Origin of the sequence: Sphingomonas psychrotolerans (assembly GCF_002796605.1) — a bacterium.
Taxonomy (GTDB): domain Bacteria; phylum Pseudomonadota; class Alphaproteobacteria; order Sphingomonadales; family Sphingomonadaceae; genus Sphingomonas; species Sphingomonas psychrotolerans.
In genome coordinates, this window is record NZ_CP024923.1 from 1842616 (window position 1) to 1864851 (window position 22236).

Genomic DNA, 22236 nt, shown 5'->3' on the forward strand with positions numbered 1-22236 from the left:
CGGGTCGGCCGCTTTATCTGGCCCGCATGGCAACCGAACTCTACGACCTGACGGTCCCCGCTTTCCTCCGCGGCTTCAAGGCGATGGCCGCGTTCCTCGAAAAGGCCCGCGCCCATGCCGACGAACACGGCGTGGCGCACGAAGACCTGCTCACCGCCCGGCTCTATGAGGACATGGCGCCGCTCGCTTCACAGATCCAGCGTGCGAGCGACGCCGCAAAGTTCGCCGCGTCGCGCCTCGCCGGGGTCGAAGCTCCCGCAATGCCCGACACCGAAGCGAGCTTCGACGAGCTCCAGGCGCGCATCGCCGCCACGGTCGATTTCCTCAATTCGGTCCCGCGCGAGTCGATCGACGGCCGCGAAGACGCCGATGTCGAACTGAAGACCCCGTCGCGCAGCTTCCAGTTCAGGGGCCGCGGCTATGTGCTCGGCTTCGCGCTGCCCAATTTCTATTTCCACCTCACCACTGCCTACGCCATCCTGCGCCACAAGGGCGTGCCGCTCGGCAAGATGGACTATCTGGGCGGTATCGGATGACGCGGGTCGCGGTCATCGGCGCGGGGGCGATCGGCGGGACGCTGGCCGCGTGGCTGGCGCAAACGCACGAGGTCATCGTCTGCGCGCGTACCCCGCTCGCCGATCTCGAGATCGAGGCCCCCGAGGCCGTGATCCGCGCCACGCCGCGCATCCTCACCGATCCCGCCGCGGCGACTCCGGTCGATTGGGTGCTGACCACCACCAAGACCTATGATTGCGCCGCCGCCGCAGCGTGGCTCCCGGGGCTGATGGGTCCCGGCACGCGGCTCGCGGTGATCCAGAACGGCGTCGAGCAAAGCGAGCGCTTCCCGACGGTCCCCGCCGAACGCACGGTGCCGGTGATCATCGACCTGCCCGCCGAGCGCACCGCCCCCGGCCGCATCGTCCAGCGCCGCGACGGCACGATCCTGGTGCCCGAAGGTGCGGCCGGCGAAGCGCTGGTCGCCTTGTTCGCCGGCACGGTGATCGATGCGCAGACCACTCCCGATTTCGCCACCGCGGCGTGGCGCAAGCTCGCGATCAATTGTTCGGGGATCGTCAGCGCGATCACGCGCCGCGCGGCCGAAGTCGCGAACGACGAGGGCATCGCCGAGGTGATGCGCGGCCTTGTCCGCGAGTGCATCGCGGTGGGCCGCGCCGAGGGTGCGACCTTGCCCGACAAGCTCGCCGACCAGGTGGTCGAATGGACGCGGAAAGCGCATCCGGACTCGGTCAATTCGCTCCACGCCGATTTCGTCGCGGGCCGCCCGATGGAGCTGGACGCGCGCAACGGCGTGATCGTGCGGCTGGGGGAGAAGCACGGCATCGCGACGCCGCTGAACCGGGCGCTGGCGGCGGTGCTGGGGGCGGCGGTGCACCCGTAACCGTCACCCCGGCCGAAGTGCCAGGGTGACGGAGGGGCTAAATCTCCACGATCCGGCTCCCCAGCCGCTCGGCCTCGCCGCGATCGTGCGTCACCATCAGGATCGGCAGCCCGAGCGCGTCACGCAGCCGCTCGATCAGTGCCATGATCTCGTCGCGCCGCGCCCGATCGAGCGAGGACAGGGGCTCGTCGAGCAGCAGGAAGCGCGGGTTCGACAGCAACGCCCGCCCGATCGCCACGCGCCGCGCCTCGCCTCCGGAGAGCGTCCGCGGCCAGCGGTCGAGCAACCCCGCCAGCCCGAGCAAGGCGATCGTCTCGTCGACATCGACGGTGCCCTGCCCCGCCCGCCAGCCATAGAGCAAATTGGCGCGCACCCGCTGGTGCGGGAACAGCCGCGGCTCCTGAAAGACATAGCCCGCCCGGCGGCGCTCGGAGGGCAGATCCACGCCCAGCGCGGCGTCGAACAGCACCTCGCCCCCGACGCGGACATGCCCGCGATCGGGCGCCACCAGCCCCGCCACCATATTCAGCACGCTGGTCTTGCCCACGCCCGAGGGGCCGAACAGCACGGTCAGCCCGTCGCCGCCCTCGATCCGGCAGGCGATCTCGGCCTCGCCCAGCCGCTTGGCCACATCGATTTCAAAGGACATGCAGCCCCCGCCCCGCGCGCCGCGCGATGAGTTCGGAGACGATCAGCGCCGCCAGCGAGAGCAGCACCGAAACCCCCGCCAGCCGCAGCACCAAAGCCTCGCCGCCGGGCGTCTGCAGCGCGGCATAGATCGCCAGCGGCAAGGTCTGGGTCTCGCCGGGCACGTTCGAGACGAATGTGATCGTCGCGCCGAACTCGCCCAGCGCCCGCGCGAAGCCGAGCACCACGCCGGCGATCACCCCCGGCAGGCTGAGCGGCAGGGTCACGGTCCGGAAGGTCCGCCAGCGCCCCGCGCCCAGTGTCCGCGCCGCCTGTTCGAGCCGCCGGTCGACGCCCTCGATCGACAGCCGGATCGCGCGCACCATCAACGGCAGCGCCATCACCCCGGCCGCCACCGCCGCGCCGGTCCAGCGAAACAGCACGCTGACGCCGAACCAGCTCGCCAGCCAGCTGCCGATCGGCCCCGCGGGCGCGAAGGCGAGCAGCAGCAGCCAGCCGGTCACCACCGGCGGCACCACCAGGGGAAGGTGCACCACCGCGTCGAGCAACACCTTGCCGGGAAAGCGCCCCCGCGCGAGCAGCCATGCCAGCGCAAACGCCAGCGGCAGACTGACCAGCACCGCCACCCCGCCCACCTTGAGCGACAGCGCGACGATCCCCCATTCCTCAGGCGTCAGCATGTCACGCCGCCGTGAACCCGAAGCGCGCGAAGATCGCCCTCCCCGCCCCCGAAAGCAGGAATCGTCGAAACCCCTCGGCGTCTGCGCTGGTCGATGCCCGCAGCCGCGCCAGCGGATATCGGATCGGCGGGTGGCTCGCCGCGGGGAGCATTCGCACTGCCCGCACGCGCCGCGAAGCGCGCGCATCGGTGGCATAGACCACGCCCCATTCGGCTGCCCCGCGCTCGACCAATGCCAGCGCCGCACGGACATTCTCGCCGCGCACCACCCGCGGCGCGACGGCGTTCCACAGACCCAGCCGGGTCAGCGACGCCTGCGCATAGCGCCCGGCCGGCACCGAAGCCGGGTCCGCCAGCGCGATCCGCCCGTTCGCCAGCAATTGCGACAAGGGCGCCGCCCCGGCCGGTCGCGCGGTCGACGGCTGCACCACCACCAACCGGTTGCCGACAAGATTCGCCCGGCTCCCCGGCGCGATCAGCCCGCGGCGCGCGACATCGTCCATCCACGGCGCGTCGGCGGAGATGAACAGGTCCGCCGCCGCTCCGGCGGCAACTTGCCGCGCCAGCGCCGAGGACGCGGCGAACGACAGCACCGGGCGGGCATGGCCAAGCCGTGCCCAGGCGTCGGCGGCGGCGCCCAGCGATTCCTGCAGGCTCGCCGCCGCCAGCACCAGCGGCGCGCGCTGCGCCGCGAAGGCACGCGGCGCCAGCGCTAGGGTCGCGGCCGTACCGATCAGGAATTCGCGCCGGTCGACCCGCATGCCTCGCCTCCTCGTCGCGACCGCTATGACGCAGGCGCCACGTGCAGGGCAAGGACCGTCCCCAACGCGTGCTCCTGCGAAGGCAGAGCCCAGGATAATGAAGGGCTGCACGACCTTGGGCTCCTGCTTTCCCAGGAGCACTACATGGCTGCAACCGGAGGATTGGGACCACATCCAGAAGCAGCAGAGCCGCCTCGGCCTGCGCCACCCCTCCGCCCGATCGAACATCACCCTTGACTCAATTAGATGTTTAGCTAATTATCGCAATATGAGCCAGGTCTTCAAAGCGTTGTCGGACCCCACCCGCCGGCGGGTACTGCAGCTCCTGCGCAAGGGGCCCATGAGCGCGGGCGAGCTCAGTGGCCAGTTCGATGTGTCGAAACCGACGATGTCGGCCCACTTCGCCGTGCTCAGGGAGGCCGATCTGGTGCACGCCGAAAAGGCCGGAAAATCCGTGATCTATCACCTGAAGCTCTCGGTGCTCGAAGAAGCGCTGTTGGGCTTCGTCGATTCTTTCAGCCTCGGCGCCGAGTCGCCGAAGGCCAGCAAGGAGACTGCACGATGAACAAGGATCTGATCGGGAGCCTGGCCTGGGCCGGCGGCATCCTCGCGGTGGCGCTCGGCGGGACCGCCGCGCGCCAGATGGGCTATGTCGACAATGACACGCTCACCCGCGTGGTGATCGGCATGAACGGGCTGATGATCGCCTGGTTCGGCAATCGGATGCCCAAGGCCTTCGTGCCGAGCATCCTCGCCCGGCGCGTCCACCGGGTCGGCGGCTGGTCGCTGGTGCTGAGCGGCCTCCTCTATGCCGGATTTTGGGCGTTCGCCCCGTTCCAGATTGCGGTGATCGGCGGGTGCGCCGCGGTGCTGGCGGGGATGGCAGTGACGATCGGCTATTGCCTGGTGCTGCGGGCCAAGGCCAAAACGGCCTGATCCGGGCCGTCGCGTAACCGCGAAGGACCTCGCACCTGTCTCGCCGGTTGTGCAATGCGAAAGGATATTCGCATGACGCAACCGGGTCTGGCCCTGATCACCGGAGGATCCAGCGGAATCGGGCTCGAACTCGCCCGCTGCTTCGCCGGGGACGGCCATCGGCTGATCATCGTCGCGCAGGACCGCGACAAGCTCGATCGCGCCGCCGCCGAGCTGCGCGCAGCGGGTGCGCCACAGGTCGATGCATGGTCGATCGATCTCGGCGCCCCCGACGCCGGCGCAAAGCTCTTCCATGAGACCGAAAGGTTCGCCGGCCTGCCCGACTTTCTCTGCCTCAATGCCGGTACCGGCGCCTGGGGGGACTTTGTCGATCAGAGCGATCTCTATCTCGAGCTCCAGTCGATCGCCGTGAACGTCACTTCAATAGTTCAGTCGTCCAAGCTGTTCCTGCCGGCGATGGTCGCGCGCGGGTCGGGCCGGGTGCTGATCACCTCGTCGGTCGTGGCGCTCGGCCCTTCGCCGAAGCTCGCGGTCTATTCCGGAACCAAGGCCTTCCTGCGCAACTTCGCCGAGGCGGTGCGCGAGGAGATCGCCGACAGCGGCGTGACGATCACGGCGCTGATGCCCGACCTCACCGAGAGCGGCTTCTTCGAACGCGCAGGGGTCGATCCGGATTCGCTCACTGCGAGCGAGCCCAAGGCCGATCCGGCAACGGTCGCCCGCGCCGGCTACGAAGCGATGCTCGCGGGCAAGGACCATGTCATCGCCCCCGCCTTGACCGGCAAGATCAAGGCCGCCGCCGCCCGACTGCTTCCCGACGCGTTGGTGGCCAAATTCGCCCGCGCGGATTAGGTCGTGAGCCCATAAACGAGCGCTTTCGGCGCAAGGGCTGAGCGACCGACTATGGGTGGTTAGCTGACAGGCAGCTTTCAGCCGGAGTGCCTTCCCCCAGCACACCCGATCGAACGATCGAGCAAAGAGGCTTGCAATGTAGGATTACGGCTGTTCTCTATATGTTCCCAAAGCAGGAGCATAATATGTCTTTCCACGTCGATGCCAGCGACCACGGTGCCAGCCCTGGAAACACGCCAGAGCAAAATCTCGTGGCGCTAAAGGCAGCCGTTCTTGCCACATTACAAGGTGGCACCCTTCACATAAACGGACATTATGTAGTTGCAACACCCGGGCTGCTCGATGCGATCGTCATCGACAAGCCGATGACCGTTCGGATCGATGGAAGCCTGACCGCCACCTCTGGCGCTTTTCAGCCCAATCCTCCCTATATCTTCAAAGTCGTGGCCGACGGCGTGACATTTCGTGGCGCCGGAGCTCTCATCGGCGATGGCGCCCTCAACGCAGCCAATCTCGACGAAGGCGACCGCATCCAGATGCCGGGACTTCTCTACGTTGAGGGCGATAATTTCGAGTTGGAGGGCGTGACGATAGACTCGCCGCCGAAGGTCGGAATCTATCTGGTCGGCTGCCGACGCGCAAAGATCGCCGGCCGCTTCATTGGCGGGCCCACGACGCACACGAATGGCGAAACCGCCTATTTCGCCATTCGCATGTCCGGCGGCGGCGATCATCTTATCGAGTCCGATTTCGGCGAGGTGGGTAGCGACGCGCGGTACGTAACGGCCATCCGCACTTTCGGACTAGCGGCTGCGAATCGGGTCACGGTGCGTAATTGCTTCGCTAAAGTACACGAGAAGCTCTTCTATGGCCATGGCGAGGAGCATCTCGTTGCCGACAACGTGATTATCGGTTCAAAGACTGACGCGATCCGCATCAACGGTTCGAGAAATCGCGTTCTTCGCAATCGAATTTGGGGAGGCAAGGGTGCAGTGTCGGTCTACGATGGCAGCGACAATGATATCAGTTTCAACAATGCTTATAACCTTACGCAAACCGGTATCTATTTTGGCGTATCGCAAGTGGGCGACCATAGCTCCTCAAAGGTAATTGGTAACCATTTGGCGGGAACTGGGAATGCGCTAGCAGACGGTATTATGTTCGACCTGAAGGGTGCCGATTGCACCGACTTGGAAGTAAAGGACAATCTGGTGGTCAACTTTGCTTCGGCCGAGGTTGATCCGGTTGAGGAACAAGGCCTGATTCGCATCAGGGTCTTATCGCCTCATTCAGTGCGTCGTGCGGTGGTGGCCGGAAACAATCTGAGAAATACGCTTCAAAATGGAGTCGTACTCAATCGCGTAATCGATTCGCTGGTTTCCCACAACAAAGGCAGCGACATATCCAAACACTTCCTCGTTGAAGATGGCGGCGCCTATAACCGTTGGCTCGACAACTCTGCTACCGAAGTCGGCACGATCGGGGTTGCGGGACTGAGCAGCGCAAGTGATACAGCGGGGAACATGTACACCCGGCAACCGCTCACCGCAGAGGCAAGTTGCGCCGCGGGGCTAACCACGCATGTGAACCACGGCGGCATCGCTCCAAACGCTCAGATATTCTTGAAGGCGACGACTGCAGATTTCGCCACTCTGATGGCAGGCCGTTGGCCGCTCGCGACGGTGTCAGGCACTGGTTTCAATGTTGCGCTTGGAACTGGCACTCCCGCCGCGGGGGTCGAGCGTTTCGCGTACCATATCGTTCAATAGCTGAACATTGAAGCGCCGCGAAAGCGGCGCTTCAATTCACTCTGGGAGTGTGGATTGGCCCGCTAATGAAGCGGCTAGCGGGCCGTTCACCCCCACGCTGAACGCATGTCTGCTTTCGGGCAGCGGCGCGGCGATGCTGCATATCCGCTATTGGGGCGCTTGCAGACTGACCGCTTTTTATGGGTCTACGGCCCGGCTGGCGCCCCCTGCTTGCCCCTCCCCTGCAAAGGGGAGGATCCCGTCACCCGCGCCCGGTCAGCCCGCGCTTCACTGCGCGCACTCCGCCGATCATCTGGCTGGCGACGAGGTCCGCCGCCTTCCCCAGCGGCAGCGGCCGGGTGCCGAGCGTGCGGTGGAGCAGCAGCGATCCCGAGCGCACGCTCGCCCGGCAGATGCGCCACCAGAGCTGCGAAATCTCGCGATCGACCGCGGCGAGATCCTCATGCGGGTTCGCGCCGCCGAACGCCGTGCGCAGCGCCGCGATGCCGTCGAACAGCCGGTTGAGTGTCTCGACATCGGATACCGGTTCGCGCGCCATGACATGGCGGACGAGCAGTCCGGCGATATCGGCCGCCGCATCGCCGAGCAAAGCCGCGTGCCGCTCGCGCAGCAACAGCTCGGCATGCGCCCGCATCGTCGCGTTGAACATCTGCGAAGCGCCGCCGGCATGGCAGCGATAGAGCATCAGCACTTGGTCGATCTGCGCGATCCGACCGAACGGCCGCAGCCGATGATAAAGGTCGAAATCCTCGACATAGCGCATCGCCGGGCGCTCGAACGGGTCGAGCCGGCGCGCGGCATCGGCGCGGAACATCACCGAAGACCAGGCGATCGGGTTCTGCACCAGCATCAGCCAGTCGATCAGCATCGGCGTCAGCGGCCGCGGCCAATGGCCGGGCAGCCGCTTGCCCTCCACCAGAAAGTCGGTCGCGCAGCTCACCAGCGCCACGTCGGGTTGCGCGTCCAGATACCCCACTTGCCGCGCGAACCGTTCGGGCAGACTGACATCGTCCTGATCGAGCCCCGCGACATAACGCCCGTGAACCTCGGCAAAGGCGCGGTTGCGCGCGACCACCGGCCCGCCATTGCTCGCCGAGCGGATCACCCGCACCCGCGGGTCGCCGAAGCGTTCGAGCACGCCGACGCTGTCGTCGGTCGAGCAATCGTCGACGGCGATCAATTCCCAATCCTGCAGCGTCTGCGCGCGCAGGCTCGCCAACGTCTCGGGCAGCAAAGCCGCGCCGTTGTATACTGCCATGATCACCGAGACGGCGGGCACGCTCATGCGACCGCCTGCGCCTGCGCGTCGAACAATTGCTCGACGATCATCTGGCCGATGTCGTTCTGCCACAGCCACAGCCCGTTGGCCTTGCCGCTGAAGCTCGCTTCGCCGCCCAGCCGTCCGTCGGGGACATGCCCCGAAGCGAGCCCGATCCCGAACACGCCGGGCACCGGCCGTCCCTCCATATCGATCACCCGGCATTGCTGGTCGACCAGCCGTGGCCGGCCGGGCGCATCGGCGGCGAGCGTGATGCGATTCCCGTCTACGTCGAACAGGGGCAGCGCCCGCGGGCGATAGCCGAGCGCGCCGATCACTACGTCCGCGCCTTCGATCTCGGCGCGCACCGCCGCGTCCTCGAGTTCGCCGATCTGCCGCAGCGCCATCCGCGGATCGGGGGCACGCCCGCCGACGCCGAGCATCCGCAGCACCAGTTCGCGTGCCTCGAGCCGGAAGCCCGCCAGCCGATAGACGAAGCCGCTCACCGGGCAGATGTCCTGCGGGCCGAAATCGCGGAACCCGTCCGCCCGCGCCGCCTCGACCGAAGGATAAAAAGGCCGCAGCGGCCGGCGGTGGTAGAGCGCGAGCGCCCCGGCCCCCAGCGGCAATGCCGGCGCCGCCTTGAGGATCAATGCGGCCGCCGCCAGCGCGCTGGTCGACCCGCCGAGGATCGCGATCTGCGGCGCGGGCACCCCGGCGATCCGTGCGCGCAACGCGTCGAGCCCGCCGATCCGCAGGAACTCGTCCCCGCTCATCAGCCGCTCGCCGGCAAGATCGCCCAGCGCGGCGCCCGCCACCTTCTCGGCATAGATATTGGCGCGGGTCTGATAGCCCCCGGTGGCGATCACCAGCTTTTTGGCACGCATCACCCGCACGTCCCCGGTCACCAGATTGCGCACCCGTGCTGCCCAGATTCCATCGACGCGCCGCGCCTCGACCACCTCGCTGCGCGTCGCCACGATGCCCCCGCGCCCCGCGACGATCGCCGCCAGTTCGGCGCCGGTCGCCTCCAGAAACGGCGTCGTCCGCGCCAGCGGCACCCCGAGCTTGCCGGCATGCATCGCGACTTCCTGCCCCGACGAATGCCCCTCCAGCGCCGCGATGCCCGCATGGCCATTGCCCTTGACCGCAGTCAGGAACGTCTCGGCGGTGCTGTCCGAAGTGATCGCATAGGTCCCGATCTCGCCGCGGCCGAGCACTGCGTCGCGTTCGACCACAGCCAGCCCCGCCTCGGCGAGCCGCACCAGCGCGTCGCTCTTGCTCGCGGCGGTCAGCAGCGCCGTCCCCGCCGGCCCGCCGCCGACGATCAGCGCCGCGTGAACATGCCCGCCGCGCCGCTCGGCCTTTGGCAGCCCTTTGAGCCCCGATGCCGCGCACGCGTCGATCAGCGCCGCGCACACCCGTTCGACATCGCTCTCGGTCATCCCGTCGGTCACCGGCAGCGACAGCACCCGCGCACCCAAATCGTCGCACACCGGCAGCGGCTCGCTCACGCCGTGCGCGCGGAACCAGGGCTGCTCGCCCAGATGCGGACTGAAATAGCTGCCTGCGCCGATCCCCTGCCCGGCCAGCGTCTCGATGATCGCGCGCCTGTGCCCGGCAAAAGCGCGCGGCAGCAGCAGCGACTGGAATTGCAGCGCCGGCCGCGAACCGCGCAGTTCCTGAAACTCGAATCCCTTCTCCGCCGCGAACCCGCCCAAAGCCGCGCGATAGACTGCGTCGAGCCGCATCCGGTGCGCTGCGACGCCCTCGATCTCGTCGAGCTTCGCCCGCGCCACCAGCCCCAGCACTTCGGGCAATTTGGCGTTGATCCCCGGCCCCTCGGCCGATCGCCCGCCGGCAAAGCCGAAATTGCTCATCCGCCGCAGCTTTTCGATCAGCGCCGCGTCGCCCGAATGGATCAGCCCGCCTTCGGCCGTCGCGAACACCTTGGTCGCGTGCATCGAGTACACCACCGCGAACGGCGCCCCCGCGCCGAACTGCCGCCCCTCGGCATCCAGCGCACCCAGCGAAGCCGCCGCATCGATCACCACGCCCACGCCCCGCGCGGCATAGTCCCGGTAGCGCGCCAGATCGATCCCCGCCCCGAAGGTCGCATAGGGCACCACCACCGCGATCCGATCGCCATATTTCTCGAACGCCCGCGCCTCGGCCTCGGCGCTCGCCGCCCAATCCTCAGGGTCGACGTCGCACAGCAGCGGAGTCAGCCCCGCCCATTCCGCCGCGTGCCCGGTCGCCGCAAAAGTGAAGCCCGGGATCAATGCGAAACAGCCCTTCCCCGCGCGCGGTCCCGCGGCATCGCGGATCGCCAGCATCAGCCCTAAAGTCGCATTGCCCACCGCGAGACAGTCGCCCGCCCCGCCAAACAGCTGCGCCGTCGCCGCCGCCTCGAAGCCGCGCACCACCGGCCCGCCGTTCGAATAGACTCCGCGCGCCTCGATTTCCGCCAGCGCCTCGCCCATCAGGCTCAGCTTCGGCGGACGCGGCGCGATCAACGGCAGCCGATCCATAGACACTCCCCAGTTCCATGCTCGCCGGACGCACCGGCGCGATTGCGCGCGATCCTAGCCGCGCCGAACCTTCCATTTCGTAAAGCTATCGCGCCCCGCATGGACGCGGCCCCGCGCGCGGGCTAGCCCGGTGCCATGATCCTCGGTCCTCCGGAACAGCTCGATTCGGCAACGCTCGCCTTTTGCGCGACGATCTCGCCCGAGACCCCCCGCTACGTCCCCGTCCACCCCGCCCCCGCGTCGAAGCCGGCCTATTGCTTCGACAATTCGGTGACCCACGCCGAGGCCCATGGCGGCGAGGCGGTCTATGGCTGGGCAATCTGGCGCTGGCCCGGCCGCTGGTTCGAGGCCGAGCACCACGCCGTCTGGCGCAGCCCCGCGGGCGACTTGCTCGACGTCACGCCACAGCCCGGCGAACCCGCCCGCGTCCTGTTCCTGCCCGATCCTTCCGCGCCTTATGATCCCACCACGTTCCGGCCCAACATCATGGCGCCCGACGGTCATGAGGAACTGGTCCGCGAATATATCGCGCTCGTCGCGAAGCGCGGCGAGATCACGCGGCCTTATTGGGAGCCGGGGATGGACGTGCTGCCGCTCTTCTCGCCCGAGGACCAGCAGCGGATCGCGCCGCTCGACGCGCGGATGGCGGAATTGCGGGCGGCGATGGGGTGAGGATCGGGGCCGAACGCGCCCCGCCATCCACAGAAATGCGCGCAGACGATCCTCTTTTGTTCTTGCGCGCTGTGAACCTCTCGATCAAAATGCCAGAAATTGTCCCAGAGGTGTTCGATGCACGGTCCGCTCAGCTTTTCCCAACTCAGGCAGCAGACCGGGATGAGCGTGGAGGAACTGGCCGGAGAGCTCGGCTATTCCGCCAGCACCGTATATCGCTGGGAACGCGGTGAGATCGAGCCGAAGGCGCCGATCTATCGAACGCTGGAGATGATCGCCAAACTGACCCCCGCCGCATCCAACGACGCAGCCTTTCGTTTCATCGATCTGTTCGCGGGGATCGGTGGCCTCAGGATCGGCTTCCAGGCGATCGGCGGGCACTGCGTGTTCACTTCGGAATGGGACGCCAAGGCGCAGGAGACCTATTCGCGCAATTTCCGCGACAATCATCCGCTCGCCGGGGATATCCGCCCCTTCGCCGAGGATCCGCAGCGCGTTCCGGAGCACGACGTGCTGCTCGGCGGCTTTCCGTGCCAGCCCTTCTCGATCGCCGGGGTCTCCAAGAAGAATGCGCTAGGCCGCCCGCACGGCTTTCTCTGCGACACGCAGGGCACCTTGTTCTTCGATACCGCGCAGATCATCGCGCACCACCGCCCCGCCGCCTTCGTGCTCGAAAACGTCAAGAATCTCGAGCGGCACGACAAGGGCCGTACCTTCGCGACGATCATCAACGTGCTCGAGAACGAGCTCGGCTATCACGTCCAGACGCGCGTGATCAGCTCCGAGCATTGGGTGCCTCAGAAGCGCGAGCGGATCTTCATCGTCGGCTTCCGCGAAAAGACCGCATTCAATCTCAAGGCACTCGAACTCCCGGGCGACGGCCCGAAGCTCGGCAGCATCTTGCAGCCGCACGACGAGGTCGATCCCAAATACACCCTCACCCCGCGCCTCTGGGACTATCTCCAGGCGTATAAGGCGAAGCACGCGTCGAAGGGCAATGGCTTTGGTTACAGTCTGTTCGGCCCGGGCGACGTCGCCCGCACCCTTTCCGCCCGTTATTACAAGGACGGCTCGGAGATCCTGATCGCGCAGCCCGGCAAGCGTCCGCGCCGCCTCACCCCGCTCGAATGCGCCCGGCTGATGGGCTTCGACCGCGGCGAGCGCCGCTGGCACATCCCGGTGTCGGATACGCAGGCATATCGGCAGTTCGGCAATGCCGTGGTCGTGCCGGTGGTGGAATTCCTCGCCCAGGCGATGAAGCCCCATCTGGCAACCGCGCTGGCGCGGCCGGACGGCCGGCATACACCCCCCGTCACCGTCTCGCGACCCGATCGGGAGCCGGCGTTCGCCCATGGCTGACGTGGTCTCGGCTGCGGTCCGCAGCCGGATGATGGCGGGCATCAAGGGCAAGAACACCAATCCGGAGCTGTTGCTTCGCAAGGGGCTCCATGCGCGCGGCTTCCGGTTCCGGCTGCACGACAAATCGCTTCCGGGAACTCCGGACGTGGTTCTGCCGCGCCACCGCGCCGTCCTCTTCGCGCATGGCTGCTTCTGGCACGGGCATGACTGCCATTTGTTCAAATGGCCCAAGACGCGCGAGGAGTTCTGGCGCGCCAAGATCGCGCGCAACCAGGAACTCGATGCGAAAGCCGAGGCGACGCTGGCGAAGACCGACTGGCGCTATGCGGTGATCTGGGAGTGTGCCTTGAAAGGCCGCACGCGATTGCCGATCGAAGACGTGTTGGCATCCTGCGCGGAATGGATCAGATCGGAGGTCCCGCGGCTCGAAATCAGGGGAAGTTGATGCGGCGTGGATTTCTTTCGGATCTGTTCGCAGGAGTCGTCGCCAAGCGACTGACCCTTGTCGAAACGATCACCGAGAAATCGAACCAGCACGAATTTCAGGGTACGCTGCCGCTGCGGCAATTGCTCGGCGTCGAGGATCGCCGAGGCGTGGCGACGCGCTTCATCTGGCTCTCCGGCGAGCAGGAGGCGCTGACCGAAGACGGTTTCATGAGTTGGTCCAACGTGCGGAAAGGCAAGCCGCGGGCGCCGGAATTCCACCTTTATTACTCGACCAACGCGGTCACCGAGATGATGCGGGCGGACGACATGCTGTTCATCGCGCTCGCACGCGACGGCTCGCTGCTCGCCGTCGTCACGCCAGCGGAAAGCACAATCCAGAACCAGCTCCTCTGGTTGTTCGGTTTGCACGACCAGCCGATGTTCGGCTTTACCTTCCAGCCGATCGAAGGATCGAGCGACGCCGAGCTGGACTACATCGCACGCTATATTCTCAGCGAACTCGGCATCGCGCCGGGTGAGCCCGACGCCAGAGAGCTCGATACGCTCATCGAACCTTTCGGGCTCACCATGCCGCCGACCCGCACCTTCTCGGAACTCGCGCGATCGTCGCTGCCCCACCTCTCTGCGCCCGACGATCCGGATCGGGTGCTGGTCGAATGGATGGATCGCGAGGAGCAATTGTTCCGTCGCCTCGAACGCCGGATCGTGGCCGAGCGCATCGCCGCGGGCTTCATGGCGCCGGACGGCGCGGATGTGGACGGATTCCTGTCCTTCTCGCTCAGTGTGCAGAACCGCCGCAAGTCCCGCGCCGGGCAAGCGCTCGAGAACCATCTCGAGGCGATATTCATCGCGCATGGCGTCGAGCATCGCCGTGGCGCCGCGACCGAGAACCGCAACAAGCCCGATTTTCTGTTCCCCGGGCCGATGCAGTATCGCGATCCGGCCTTCCCCGCCTCGCGGCTGACCATGCTCGGCGCCAAATCGACCGCCAAGGACCGCTGGCGGCAGATCCTCTCCGAAGCCGACCGCATTCCCGAAAAGCATCTGCTCACGCTCGAACCGGGCATTTCCGAAAACCAGACGCGCGAGATGCAGGCTCGGCATCTTCAGCTGGTCCTGCCTTCACGGCTCCACGTCACCTATCGTCCGGCGCAGCAAGGCTGGCTGATGAACCTTGAGGCGTTCCTGTCGCTGGTCAAGGAGCGGCAGACCGGCCACGGCTAATCGCCGGGCGGATGCCGGCGGCAATGGATTGAAGGGGCTTCCCAACACGCTGAACATAAAAGGAACAAAATCCTTTCCTACACGAACCGATTTGGTTATATAATGGCGGATGCGAAACCTGGTCCCATCCACCCTCATCGTTCCGGATTTCACGCCGGTGCCGAGGAAGTACCGCTACGACGGCTGGACAGCCGAGCGTCAGCGCGCCTTCATCGCCGCGCTTGCAGAAACGGGCTCGGTGCTCGCCGCCGCGAAGCGCGTGAACATGGCGTCGGTCGGCGCCTACCAACTCCGGCTTGCCCCCGGTTCGGAGAGCTTTCGGGCAGCTTGGGAAGCCGCCCTCGCGCACGGCGTTCAAAGCCTTGCCGACATCGCCATCGAGCGTGCGCGCGAGGGCGTGCCCGTCCCGATCTTCTACAAGGGCGAGCAGTGCGGCGAGCGGCGCTGGTACAATGACCGCCTCATCACCTTCATCCTGCGCCACTATCTGCCCGGCAGGTTCGGCGCGGGCGCGCTCGCCGCAGGCACGCGGAACCCCGCAACGGTGGCGCGGGAAGCGCAAGAGAATTGTCCGGTGTGTCGGGCGCGCGCCGACGCCTCGCAATCGGAGCAGACGGCGACTCCAGAACAGGAGAAGCGGAGGGAGGCGTGGTTCGCCGAAATCCTCAAGCGCTACAAGGCCAAGATCCGGTCGGAGCGATACTATCGCCTGACCGGCCGAACCGTCGCTGCCGACTTCACGTTGCGCCAGCTGACTCACATCGAACTCATCCTCGATTGCGGCGGCCTCGGCCTCGATCTCATCGAGCATTTGACATCCGGGGAGGACGAGCATGCATATGGCCCGAAGGCGCTGTTCGCATCGCCGCTCAGCCGCAAGCTCGACCTTTTCCGCCGCGCCGTATGGGAAGAATGCGGAGAGCCGGACCGCCCCGCCCTCCCTCTGTGCGAAACCCTGCCTCGCACCAATATGGGTCCCGGTGAGACGCTCGACGAGCGGCAGCACGCACAGACTGCCGCAGAGCGCCGCATTGCCGAGGCGCAGCTGGAGTGGGAGGCTGCGGCGCGCGAGGACAGCTGGGCCGAGTGGAAGGCCCGCCGCAGCGGCGAAGGCGCAAGCAGCGAGACTTAGAGCCGCAATACCAATTGGTGCAGGTTAATCCCTCGGCAACCCCTCCTGACCGACAATTCCCGCAAGAGGGGGACCAGACATGCGCAATCTAATCCGCGACGAAACCGCCGCCACTGCCATCGAATATGGGCTGATCGCCGCGCTGATCGCGGTCGCCTGCATCATGGCGTTTCAGGCGCTCGGGCTGAACCTCGCCACCATCTTCGGCACCGCGACCAACGCGATGGCGGGGGTCTGACAGGTGCCGGTTCCCTTATAGCAGCCATGGTGGATGATCGTCTCGGCCCCGCGAGAGGGCATCTTCGGCTCTCTCAAAGACGCATTGGCGAAAGCGAAACGCTGCCCGCGAACCATAGCTGGCGCCCCGGTGGGGAACCCTGCCTCAATCCTTCGGGCGAACCCATCGGGCAAAAATCCTGTTCGCCGAAATAGCATCGAAAGTCCCATCGTCAGAAACGACCCGATAGTGTTTGTAGGGCTGATCGGGAAACCATAGCTTATCCCGGTGAAGCGCTAGCCAGGTAGAATTCTCGACTTCCATCAAAGGCCATAGGTATCTGTCGAATTTCGGGTTTTTCAGCCTCGGGTAATCGTCGGATATATGGGTCACCGGGCCGGCGGTTTCGCTGAAACAACCAAACACCTCGGCGGCGATGTCGATGAGCAGATCCTGTTCATGCCCATAGAACGAATAGACACACCTGAGTATGACCTCCTCAGGGCTACCTTCGATCTCGATGCCGACGGGTAGTTGCGGCAGATCTCGAAGCGGGAACCAGGGCGTGCTGACGTTGTCCATGGCCGATGGTATGCCGAAGACCCGCGCGGCGGCAACGTGCTTCCCGCCAATCGCGGGCATTCGTGCGCGGCCGAGCGCAGAAAGCGGACTGGCAGCTAACGCCCCACACGCGGACGTTCACGATCATTCGCCGTCGGCATGTTAGCAGACAAACGGTTGGAGGCCGCGTTATACAACCTGCGAGAGCGCTTGGCTTGCTCAGCTATGCGGTTCGAGTTCTCATGCAGGAATGTGGATACCACAAAGCTTGTGGCCGTCCGGGTCCCGAAAATAGGCTAGCTCAATCACTCCCAGCGCCGTCTTGCGAGACCCAGGAGGCGCCTCAATCGACGTACCGCCGTTGGCGACTGCGACGTCGTGGAACTGCTTTACCTGCTCAGGCGAGTCACACAAAAACGCGACGGTGCTGCCGTTTGCCACTGTCGCTGCCTCATTGTTGATCGGCTGCGTCACAATGAATCTGGTGCCATTCCCGTGCCGGTAGAAAAGGCGAGTATGGCCGCTATTGGATATGTTCAGCGTAGCCCCACTTACGCCGAGGACGCCGAGCACTTTATCGTAGAAGCGCTTAGAGCGCTCGATGTCGTTAGATCCAACCATCGTGTGGAAGAGCACGTGTTTTCTCCTGCCGGAGGGTTGCCTTGGCCGAGGTCAGCCGCACAAGCAATCGTCCAAGCCGGTGACCTGCCTCCGATGGCGCATCATCGGACCGGCCGCGCTTCCGCGAAACGGCAGCTATCCCGCCTTAAGTTCCTGGAAGCGGTCGGTCAGCAAACCACCAGTTCCGGACATTCGCGCTGCCGGTAAGGCGCGACCGGGCGAGAGGTACCCCCGCCCGGCCGCGCGGTCGTCAGGCCCAGCTGCGCCCGTCGGGGCCGGCGCAGCCATAAGGCGGCAGCTGGCCGGGGAAGCGTTCCTTCAGCTTGTGGCAGCCCCATGTGCGCAACGGGCCGGGCATGTAGCCGTTCAGCGTGATGCCCACTTCGTCATAGGGCGTGTCCGAGCTCGTGACATAACGATGCCAGCGAAAGCCGATCATCACGGTCACGCCGATCAGCACGACGCACAAAATCTGGATGGCCTTTTTCATTCGAACTCCCCTTTTAAACGGAGCCGGGCACGTCGCAGCAAATCCGCGCCGCCGCAACCGCGAAGGGCGGCGTTCGGGTGCTTATTCCTCGCCCATCCTGAGCGCGGCGATGAACGCCTCTTGCGGGATCGACACCGATCCATATTCGCGCATCTTCGCCTTGCCCTTCTTCTGCTTCTCGAGCAGTTTGCGTTTACGCGTGGCATCGCCGCCATAGCATTTCGCGGTGACGTCCTTGCGCATCGCGCTGATCGTCTCGCGCGCGATCACCTTGCCGCCGATCGCCGCCTGGATCGGGATCTTGAACAAATGGCGCGGAATAAGTTCCTTCAGCCGCTCGACCATGCCGCGTCCGCGCACTTCGGCGGTGGCGCGGTGGACGATCATGCTCAGCGCATCGACCGGCTCCTCGTTGACGAGGATGCCCATCTTCACCAGATCGCCCGCGCGGTGGCCGATCTGTTCGTAATCGAAGCTGGCATAGCCCTTTGAAAGCGACTTCAGCCGGTCGTAAAAGTCGAACACCACTTCGTTGAGCGGCAGCTCGTAGGTTACCTGTGCCCGGCCGCCGACATAGGTCAGGTTCTTCTGGATGCCGCGCCGTTCCTGGCACAGCTTCAGGATCGAGCCGAGATATTCGTCGGGGACGTAGATCACTGCCTGGATCCACGGCTCCTCGATCTCCTCGATCTTGGTTGGATCGGGCATGTCGGCCGGGTTGTGCAGCTCGATCTCGCCATTGTTGTGGGTGAGCTTGATCTTGTAGACCACCGACGGCGCGGTGGTGATCAGGTCGAGATCATATTCGCGGGTCAGCCGCTCCTGGATGATCTCGAGGTGGAGCAGGCCGAGGAAGCCGCAGCGGAAGCCGAAGCCCAATGCCGCGCTGGTCTCCATCTCGAAGCTGAAGCTGGCGTCGTTGAGGCGCAGCCGCGAGATGCTTTCGCGCAGTTTCTCGAAGTCCGCGGCGTCGACCGGGAACAGGCCGCAAAAGACGACCGGCTGGACTTCCTTGAAGCCGGGAAGCGCGTGCGGCGTGGGGCGTTTGGCGTCGGTGAGGGTGTCGCCGACGCGGGCCTGGGCGACTTCCTTGATCTGCGCGGTGATGAAGCCGATCTCGCCGGGGCCGAGGTCGGGGAGCTGCTCGATCTTGGGGCGGAAGGCGCCGACCCGGTCGATCAGATGCGTCGTGCCCGCGGCCATGAACTTGATCTGCTGGCCCTTCTTGATCGTCCCGTCGATCACCCGGACGAGGATGACGACGCCGAGATAGGAATCGTACCAGCTGTCGACCAGCATCGCCTTGAGCGGGGCGTCGGCATCGCCCTTGGGCGCGGGGATCCGCTCGACGATCGCGTCGAGGATCTCCTCGATGCCGATCCCCGATTTGGCGCTGGCGAGCACCGCGTTCGAGGCGTCGATGCCGATGATCTCCTCGATCTCGTGGCGGACCTTTTCGGGCTCGGCGCTGGGCAGATCGATCTTGTTGATCACCGGGATGATCTCGTGGTCGTGCTCGATCGATTGATAGACATTGGCGAGCGTCTGCGCCTCGACGCCCTGCGCGGCGTCGACGACGAGGAGCGCGCCCTCGCAGGCGGCGAGGCTGCGGCTGACTTCATAGGCGAAATCGACATGGCCGGGGGTGTCCATCAGGTTGAGGACATGGCCCTTCCAGTCGAGGCGCACGGTCTGCGCCTTGATGGTGATCCCGCGCTCCTTCTCGATGTCCATATTGTCCAGCACCTGGGAAGACATCTCACGTTCTGAGAGTCCCCCGGTGCGCTGGATCAGCCGGTCGGCCAGGGTCGACTTGCCGTGGTCAATGTGCGCGATGATCGAGAAGTTGCGGATCTTTGAAAGTTCGGTCGCCATGATCGCGCGGCCCTAGCAGGGGTGGCGCACGATGCGAAGAGGGCGCGAACGGTCTAGGCCGGGCGGCGCGCCTGCGCTTCCGCGTCGATCGCCGCCAGCGCGCGCTCATAGCGCGCCTCGCCCTGCCCGGAAACCAGTGCCCATCGAACGCCACGACGCTCGAGCTCGGCCTTCGAGAGATCGAAGAAGCGCTGGCGCAGTTGCGGCGTGCCGAAGATGCGGGTGCCATCGGCAACCCAGGGCAGATCGATGTCGAACAGCAGATAGAAGTCGGCGGTTCCCGTCCACGCGTCGAACCAGGCGTCCCGCTTGCCGAACAGCATGTCCGCCCAAACCGCGGTCATCAGCGGATCGGTGTCGAGGATCAACGGATCCGCACCTTCGGCGAGCAGCATCTTCGCGCCCGCGTCGTGGTTCTGCGCGATCTCGATCAGATCGCGCATCGTGAACATGATCCCATGGGTTTCGGCATAGTCGCGACCATATTCGTCGAGCAGTTCGCCGCCGAAATGCTGGGCCAGCCGCCGCACCATCGTGGTCTTGCCGACGCTCTCGGGGCCGTGGAGGCAGATGGTACGCGGAGTCATGCTTTGGCTTTGGTCCAATGGATCAGGCCCCAGACGGATAGGGCAAGGAAAACGAGATAGAGCCCCGCGGTGAGCCAAAGCCCCTTGATCGCGAATAGCGGGACGGCGGCGAGATCGACTGCGATCCACAGCACCCAGCTTTCCCAGTTACGCCTCGATTGGAGGATCTGCGCGGCAATGCTGAACATCGCGATGCCGCCATCCCACCACGGAAAGGCGGCGTCGGTGTAGCGGTGCATCAAGGCGCCCCATGCCGCCGACGCGGCGATGCACCCGGCAAGCCAGCGGAGCCGCGCCGCGTTGTCGAGTTGCTCGACGCGTACCTCGCCAGTGTCGGCGCGCGAACGCGACCAGTTCCACCAGCCATAGAGGTTCACGACGACGTAGAAGAGCTGGAGCAGCGCATCGCTGTAGAGCTTCTGGTGAAAAAAAATCCACGCGTAGAGCAACACCATGAGGAGCGCGAACGGGTAGTTCCACATGCTTCGCCGGACCACCAGCGTCACGTTGATCAGCCCGAACAGGGTGGCGGCGGCTTCGATCGGGCTCACGCGGCATGGCCTAGCAGCAACTTTGCACAGGGGTCGAGTGGGTTGCCCTGCGGAATTGTCACGCTACCCTGTCCCAAAATGCGAGAGGATGGCGGATGCGGCATATCGCGGTGATCGGTTCGGGACCCGCCGGCTATTATACTGCAGAGGCCTGCCAGAAGAGCTTCGGCGACTCGGTACGGGTCGACATCATCGATCGCCTGCCGGTGCCGTTCGGCCTCATCCGCACCGGCGTTGCCCCCGACCATCAATCGATCAAGGGCGTGTCCCGGCGCTACGAGGCAGTCGCGTTGACCGACAATGTCCGTTTCGTCGGCAATGTCACGATCGGCAAGGACGTGTCGATCGATGAATTGCGCACCCTCTACGACGCCGTGGTGCTCGCGACCGGCGCGCCGCACGATCGCCTGTTGGAGATCCCGGGCGCAGAACTGCCCGGCGTCGTGGGATCGGCCGCCTTCGTCGGCTGGTATAACGGCCATCCGGACTATGCCGATCTCTCGCCCCCGCTCGACGGGTCGGCGGTGGTGGTTGGCAATGGGAATGTAGCACTCGATGTAGCGCGCATACTCGCGAAATGCGACGACGAGTTCGCCGGTTCGGACATTGTCGGCCACGCTTTGGCCGCACTCAAGCTGGCCAAGGTCGACAGGATCACGCTTCTCGGGCGCCGCGGACCGCATCAGATCGCAATGACCCCCAAGGAGCTGGGCGAGCTGGCCGCGCTCAAATGCGCTGCGCCGTCAGTCGATCCCGACGACCTGCCCCCTGTCGAAGCCGACGCGGCGCTGGATCCCGGCCAGCGGAAATCGGTCAATCATTTGCGCAGCTTTGCGGCGGCCACGCGCACCGACAAGCAGGTCCGCATCGTCTTCGATTTCTTCGCCATGCCGGTCGCGATCGAGGGCGACGGCAAGGTCGAGCGCGTAGTGATCGAACGGACCGCGCTGGGAATGGACGGCAGCGCGCGCGGCACCGGCGAACGCTATGCAATACCCGCGCAGCTGGTGGTGAGCTGCATCGGCTATCGCACCCCGCCGATCGAAGGGGTGCCTTATGACGAGCGCTCCGGCCGCTTCGCCAACGAAGCAGGCCGGGTGCTGCCGGGCCTCTACGCGGTCGGTTGGGCGCGCCGCGGCCCGACCGGAACGATCGGCACCAACCGGCCCGACGGCTTCGCGATTGTCGAGAAGATCGCCGCAGACATCGGCGAAGGCGCCGGCAAGCAGGGCCGCGCAGAACTCGACGCGCTGCTCGCCGACCGCGAGGTCGATGTCGTCACCTTCCGCGACTGGCAGAAGATCGACACCGCCGAAATTGCGGCCGCCCGTGCCGGCAGCCCGCGCGAAAAATTCACCAGCATCGAGGCGATGCTCGACGCGCGCGGGGGCTGATCGCAGCCGCTTGCGCGACTCAATCACCATCGTTATAGGCGCCGCTCCAGCATCGGTTCGCCCTCGTCGAGGCGCCGGACCGATACTCCGTCGGGGAGTAGCTCAGCCTGGTAGAGCACCACGTTCGGGACGTGGGGGCCGGAGGTTCGAATCCTCTCTTCCCGACCATTTCTACGATAGCGAGATGCCAGCGGCAGGCGACCGATAATCGCCGCATGTGCCTGTGAAGCTCCAGGCATCGAAACGAAAGCGGGCGAGAGGTTGCCCCCTCGC

Annotated in this window: 24 protein-coding genes and 1 tRNA gene; 14 read left to right on the forward strand and 11 right to left on the reverse strand. The window is 65.7% G+C overall.

Annotation, left to right across the window (positions count from 1 at the left end; translation table 11 throughout):
• Positions 1 to 26: 26 nt before the first annotated feature.
• Both CVN68_RS08390 and CVN68_RS08395 read left to right on the forward strand, forming a co-directional pair.
• Complete coding sequence (locus CVN68_RS08390) at positions 27 to 536, forward strand: DUF1993 domain-containing protein (protein ID WP_100281799.1); 510 nt, start codon at positions 27 to 29, stop codon at positions 534 to 536.
• Positions 533 to 1399 carry a 2-dehydropantoate 2-reductase gene (locus tag CVN68_RS08395; RefSeq protein WP_100281800.1) on the forward strand — a complete coding sequence of 289 codons (867 nt, stop codon included), beginning with the start codon at positions 533 to 535 and terminating at the stop codon, positions 1397 to 1399. The genes CVN68_RS08390 and CVN68_RS08395 overlap by 4 nt, the downstream gene beginning before the upstream one ends.
• Positions 1400 to 1436: 37 nt before the next feature.
• Here CVN68_RS08395 and CVN68_RS08400 read toward each other — a convergent pair whose 3' ends face one another.
• The 3 genes from CVN68_RS08400 to modA are packed head-to-tail and all read right to left on the reverse strand — an operon-like array spanning position 1437 to position 3487.
• Positions 1437 to 2048, reverse strand: a complete 612-nt coding sequence (locus CVN68_RS08400; protein ID WP_100281801.1) for an ATP-binding cassette domain-containing protein — start codon at positions 2046 to 2048, stop codon at positions 1437 to 1439.
• On the reverse strand, positions 2038 to 2727 hold the full coding sequence (gene modB / locus CVN68_RS08405) for a molybdate ABC transporter permease subunit (RefSeq protein ID WP_100281802.1): 690 nt from the start codon (positions 2725 to 2727) through the stop codon (positions 2038 to 2040). Before modB ends, CVN68_RS08400 begins: the two co-directional genes overlap by 11 nt.
• 1 nt (position 2728) lies before the next feature.
• Positions 2729 to 3487 carry a molybdate ABC transporter substrate-binding protein gene (gene modA / locus CVN68_RS08410; RefSeq protein ID WP_100281803.1) on the reverse strand — a complete coding sequence of 253 codons (759 nt, stop codon included), beginning with the start codon at positions 3485 to 3487 and terminating at the stop codon, positions 2729 to 2731.
• A gap of 268 nt (positions 3488 to 3755) precedes the next feature.
• Here modA and CVN68_RS08415 point away from each other — a divergent pair, with 268 nt between their 5' ends.
• From CVN68_RS08415 to CVN68_RS08430, 4 genes are all read left to right on the forward strand, one after another.
• Positions 3756 to 4052, forward strand: coding sequence for an autorepressor SdpR family transcription factor (locus CVN68_RS08415; RefSeq protein ID WP_100281804.1), 297 nt, complete (start codon positions 3756 to 3758; stop codon positions 4050 to 4052).
• Positions 4049 to 4423: an SdpI family protein gene (locus CVN68_RS08420; RefSeq protein WP_199560238.1), complete on the forward strand. Its 375-nt coding sequence runs from the start codon at positions 4049 to 4051 to the stop codon at positions 4421 to 4423. Before CVN68_RS08415 ends, CVN68_RS08420 begins: the two co-directional genes overlap by 4 nt.
• Positions 4424 to 4495: 72 nt before the next feature.
• Positions 4496 to 5275, forward strand: a complete 780-nt coding sequence (locus CVN68_RS08425) for an SDR family NAD(P)-dependent oxidoreductase (protein WP_158298798.1) — start codon at positions 4496 to 4498, stop codon at positions 5273 to 5275.
• A gap of 185 nt (positions 5276 to 5460) precedes the next feature.
• On the forward strand, positions 5461 to 7044 hold the full coding sequence (locus CVN68_RS08430; RefSeq protein ID WP_158298799.1) for a NosD domain-containing protein: 1584 nt from the start codon (positions 5461 to 5463) through the stop codon (positions 7042 to 7044).
• 241 nt (positions 7045 to 7285) lie between these two features.
• On the opposite strand, the gene CVN68_RS08435 is transcribed toward CVN68_RS08430, so the two are convergent.
• Positions 7286 to 8329 (reverse strand): glycosyltransferase family 2 protein, encoded by a 1044-nt coding sequence (locus tag CVN68_RS08435; RefSeq protein ID WP_100281807.1) that lies wholly within the window; start codon positions 8327 to 8329, stop codon positions 7286 to 7288.
• Complete coding sequence (locus tag CVN68_RS08440) at positions 8326 to 10833, reverse strand: DegT/DnrJ/EryC1/StrS family aminotransferase (RefSeq protein ID WP_100281808.1); 2508 nt, start codon at positions 10831 to 10833, stop codon at positions 8326 to 8328. The genes CVN68_RS08435 and CVN68_RS08440 overlap by 4 nt, the downstream gene beginning before the upstream one ends.
• A gap of 135 nt (positions 10834 to 10968) precedes the next feature.
• On the opposite strand from CVN68_RS08440, the gene CVN68_RS08445 reads away from it, so the two are divergent.
• The 6 genes from CVN68_RS08445 (at position 10969) to CVN68_RS08470 (ending at position 15905) form a co-directional block, all read left to right on the forward strand.
• On the forward strand, positions 10969 to 11505 hold the full coding sequence (locus CVN68_RS08445) for a hypothetical protein (RefSeq protein ID WP_100281809.1): 537 nt from the start codon (positions 10969 to 10971) through the stop codon (positions 11503 to 11505).
• A gap of 117 nt (positions 11506 to 11622) precedes the next feature.
• Entirely contained in the window at positions 11623 to 12864 is a 1242-nt protein-coding gene (dcm, locus tag CVN68_RS08450) for a DNA (cytosine-5-)-methyltransferase (protein WP_100281810.1), read from the forward strand.
• Positions 12857 to 13309 (forward strand): very short patch repair endonuclease, encoded by a 453-nt coding sequence (locus tag CVN68_RS08455; RefSeq protein WP_100281811.1) that lies wholly within the window; start codon positions 12857 to 12859, stop codon positions 13307 to 13309. Before dcm ends, CVN68_RS08455 begins: the two co-directional genes overlap by 8 nt.
• Complete coding sequence (locus CVN68_RS08460; RefSeq protein WP_100281812.1) at positions 13309 to 14535, forward strand: type II restriction endonuclease; 1227 nt, start codon at positions 13309 to 13311, stop codon at positions 14533 to 14535. Before CVN68_RS08455 ends, CVN68_RS08460 begins: the two co-directional genes overlap by 1 nt.
• A gap of 109 nt (positions 14536 to 14644) precedes the next feature.
• A complete protein-coding gene (locus tag CVN68_RS08465) occupies positions 14645 to 15667 on the forward strand; it encodes a hypothetical protein (RefSeq protein WP_100281813.1) in 1023 nt (340 codons plus the stop codon).
• A gap of 79 nt (positions 15668 to 15746) precedes the next feature.
• Positions 15747 to 15905 (forward strand): Flp family type IVb pilin, encoded by a 159-nt coding sequence (locus CVN68_RS08470; protein ID WP_100281814.1) that lies wholly within the window; start codon positions 15747 to 15749, stop codon positions 15903 to 15905.
• A 144-nt stretch (positions 15906 to 16049) separates the two neighbouring features.
• Here CVN68_RS08470 and CVN68_RS08475 read toward each other — a convergent pair whose 3' ends face one another.
• The 6 genes from CVN68_RS08475 to pnuC form a co-directional block, all read right to left on the reverse strand.
• Positions 16050 to 16466, reverse strand: coding sequence for a hypothetical protein (locus tag CVN68_RS08475; RefSeq protein WP_158298800.1), 417 nt, complete (start codon positions 16464 to 16466; stop codon positions 16050 to 16052).
• Positions 16467 to 16685: 219 nt separating this feature from the next.
• Positions 16686 to 17081, reverse strand: coding sequence for a VOC family protein (locus tag CVN68_RS08480; protein ID WP_100281816.1), 396 nt, complete (start codon positions 17079 to 17081; stop codon positions 16686 to 16688).
• Between the two features lie 235 nt (positions 17082 to 17316).
• Entirely contained in the window at positions 17317 to 17556 is a 240-nt protein-coding gene (locus CVN68_RS08485) for a hypothetical protein (RefSeq protein ID WP_100281817.1), read from the reverse strand.
• A gap of 81 nt (positions 17557 to 17637) precedes the next feature.
• A complete protein-coding gene (gene lepA, locus CVN68_RS08490; protein WP_100281818.1) occupies positions 17638 to 19431 on the reverse strand; it encodes a translation elongation factor 4 in 1794 nt (597 codons plus the stop codon).
• A gap of 53 nt (positions 19432 to 19484) precedes the next feature.
• Positions 19485 to 20018, reverse strand: a complete 534-nt coding sequence (locus tag CVN68_RS08495) for an AAA family ATPase (RefSeq protein WP_100281819.1) — start codon at positions 20016 to 20018, stop codon at positions 19485 to 19487.
• Positions 20015 to 20569: a nicotinamide riboside transporter PnuC gene (pnuC, locus tag CVN68_RS08500; RefSeq protein WP_100281820.1), complete on the reverse strand. Its 555-nt coding sequence runs from the start codon at positions 20567 to 20569 to the stop codon at positions 20015 to 20017. The genes CVN68_RS08495 and pnuC overlap by 4 nt, the downstream gene beginning before the upstream one ends.
• A gap of 95 nt (positions 20570 to 20664) precedes the next feature.
• Here pnuC and CVN68_RS08505 point away from each other — a divergent pair, with 95 nt between their 5' ends.
• Both CVN68_RS08505 and CVN68_RS08510 read left to right on the forward strand, forming a co-directional pair.
• Positions 20665 to 21963: an FAD-dependent oxidoreductase gene (locus CVN68_RS08505; RefSeq protein WP_100281821.1), complete on the forward strand. Its 1299-nt coding sequence runs from the start codon at positions 20665 to 20667 to the stop codon at positions 21961 to 21963.
• 91 nt (positions 21964 to 22054) lie between these two features.
• A tRNA-Pro gene (locus tag CVN68_RS08510) sits at positions 22055 to 22131 on the forward strand.
• Positions 22132 to 22236: the final 105 nt, after the last annotated feature.

Bases quoted from the DNA above. Each gene is read 5' to 3' on its own strand.
- CVN68_RS08395 (WP_100281800.1), top strand. From the start codon at position 533: ATGACGCGGGTCGCGGTCATCGGCGCGGGGGCGATCGGCGGGACGCTG.
- CVN68_RS08440 (WP_100281808.1), bottom strand. From the start codon at position 10,833: ATGGATCGGCTGCCGTTGATCGCGCCGCGTCCGCCGAAGCTGAGCCTG.
- CVN68_RS08485 (WP_100281817.1), bottom strand. From the start codon at position 17,556: ATGAAAAAGGCCATCCAGATTTTGTGCGTCGTGCTGATCGGCGTGACC.
- CVN68_RS08445 (WP_100281809.1), top strand. From the start codon at position 10,969: ATGATCCTCGGTCCTCCGGAACAGCTCGATTCGGCAACGCTCGCCTTT.
- CVN68_RS08495 (WP_100281819.1), bottom strand. From the start codon at position 20,018: ATGACTCCGCGTACCATCTGCCTCCACGGCCCCGAGAGCGTCGGCAAG.
- CVN68_RS08460 (WP_100281812.1), top strand. From the start codon at position 13,309: ATGCGGCGTGGATTTCTTTCGGATCTGTTCGCAGGAGTCGTCGCCAAG.
- CVN68_RS08415 (WP_100281804.1), top strand. From the start codon at position 3,756: ATGAGCCAGGTCTTCAAAGCGTTGTCGGACCCCACCCGCCGGCGGGTA.
- CVN68_RS08400 (WP_100281801.1), bottom strand. From the start codon at position 2,048: ATGTCCTTTGAAATCGATGTGGCCAAGCGGCTGGGCGAGGCCGAGATC.
- dcm (WP_100281810.1), top strand. From the start codon at position 11,623: ATGCACGGTCCGCTCAGCTTTTCCCAACTCAGGCAGCAGACCGGGATG.
- lepA (WP_100281818.1), bottom strand. From the start codon at position 19,431: ATGGCGACCGAACTTTCAAAGATCCGCAACTTCTCGATCATCGCGCAC.
- CVN68_RS08470 (WP_100281814.1), top strand. From the start codon at position 15,747: ATGCGCAATCTAATCCGCGACGAAACCGCCGCCACTGCCATCGAATAT.
- CVN68_RS08475 (WP_158298800.1), bottom strand. From the start codon at position 16,466: ATGGACAACGTCAGCACGCCCTGGTTCCCGCTTCGAGATCTGCCGCAA.
- CVN68_RS08465 (WP_100281813.1), top strand. From the start codon at position 14,645: ATGCGAAACCTGGTCCCATCCACCCTCATCGTTCCGGATTTCACGCCG.
- modB (WP_100281802.1), bottom strand. From the start codon at position 2,727: ATGCTGACGCCTGAGGAATGGGGGATCGTCGCGCTGTCGCTCAAGGTG.
- CVN68_RS08390 (WP_100281799.1), top strand. From the start codon at position 27: ATGGCAACCGAACTCTACGACCTGACGGTCCCCGCTTTCCTCCGCGGC.
- CVN68_RS08425 (WP_158298798.1), top strand. From the start codon at position 4,496: ATGACGCAACCGGGTCTGGCCCTGATCACCGGAGGATCCAGCGGAATC.
- CVN68_RS08420 (WP_199560238.1), top strand. From the start codon at position 4,049: ATGAACAAGGATCTGATCGGGAGCCTGGCCTGGGCCGGCGGCATCCTC.
- CVN68_RS08435 (WP_100281807.1), bottom strand. From the start codon at position 8,329: ATGAGCGTGCCCGCCGTCTCGGTGATCATGGCAGTATACAACGGCGCG.
- CVN68_RS08455 (WP_100281811.1), top strand. From the start codon at position 12,857: ATGGCTGACGTGGTCTCGGCTGCGGTCCGCAGCCGGATGATGGCGGGC.
- CVN68_RS08505 (WP_100281821.1), top strand. From the start codon at position 20,665: ATGCGGCATATCGCGGTGATCGGTTCGGGACCCGCCGGCTATTATACT.
- CVN68_RS08430 (WP_158298799.1), top strand. From the start codon at position 5,461: ATGTCTTTCCACGTCGATGCCAGCGACCACGGTGCCAGCCCTGGAAAC.
- modA (WP_100281803.1), bottom strand. From the start codon at position 3,487: ATGCGGGTCGACCGGCGCGAATTCCTGATCGGTACGGCCGCGACCCTA.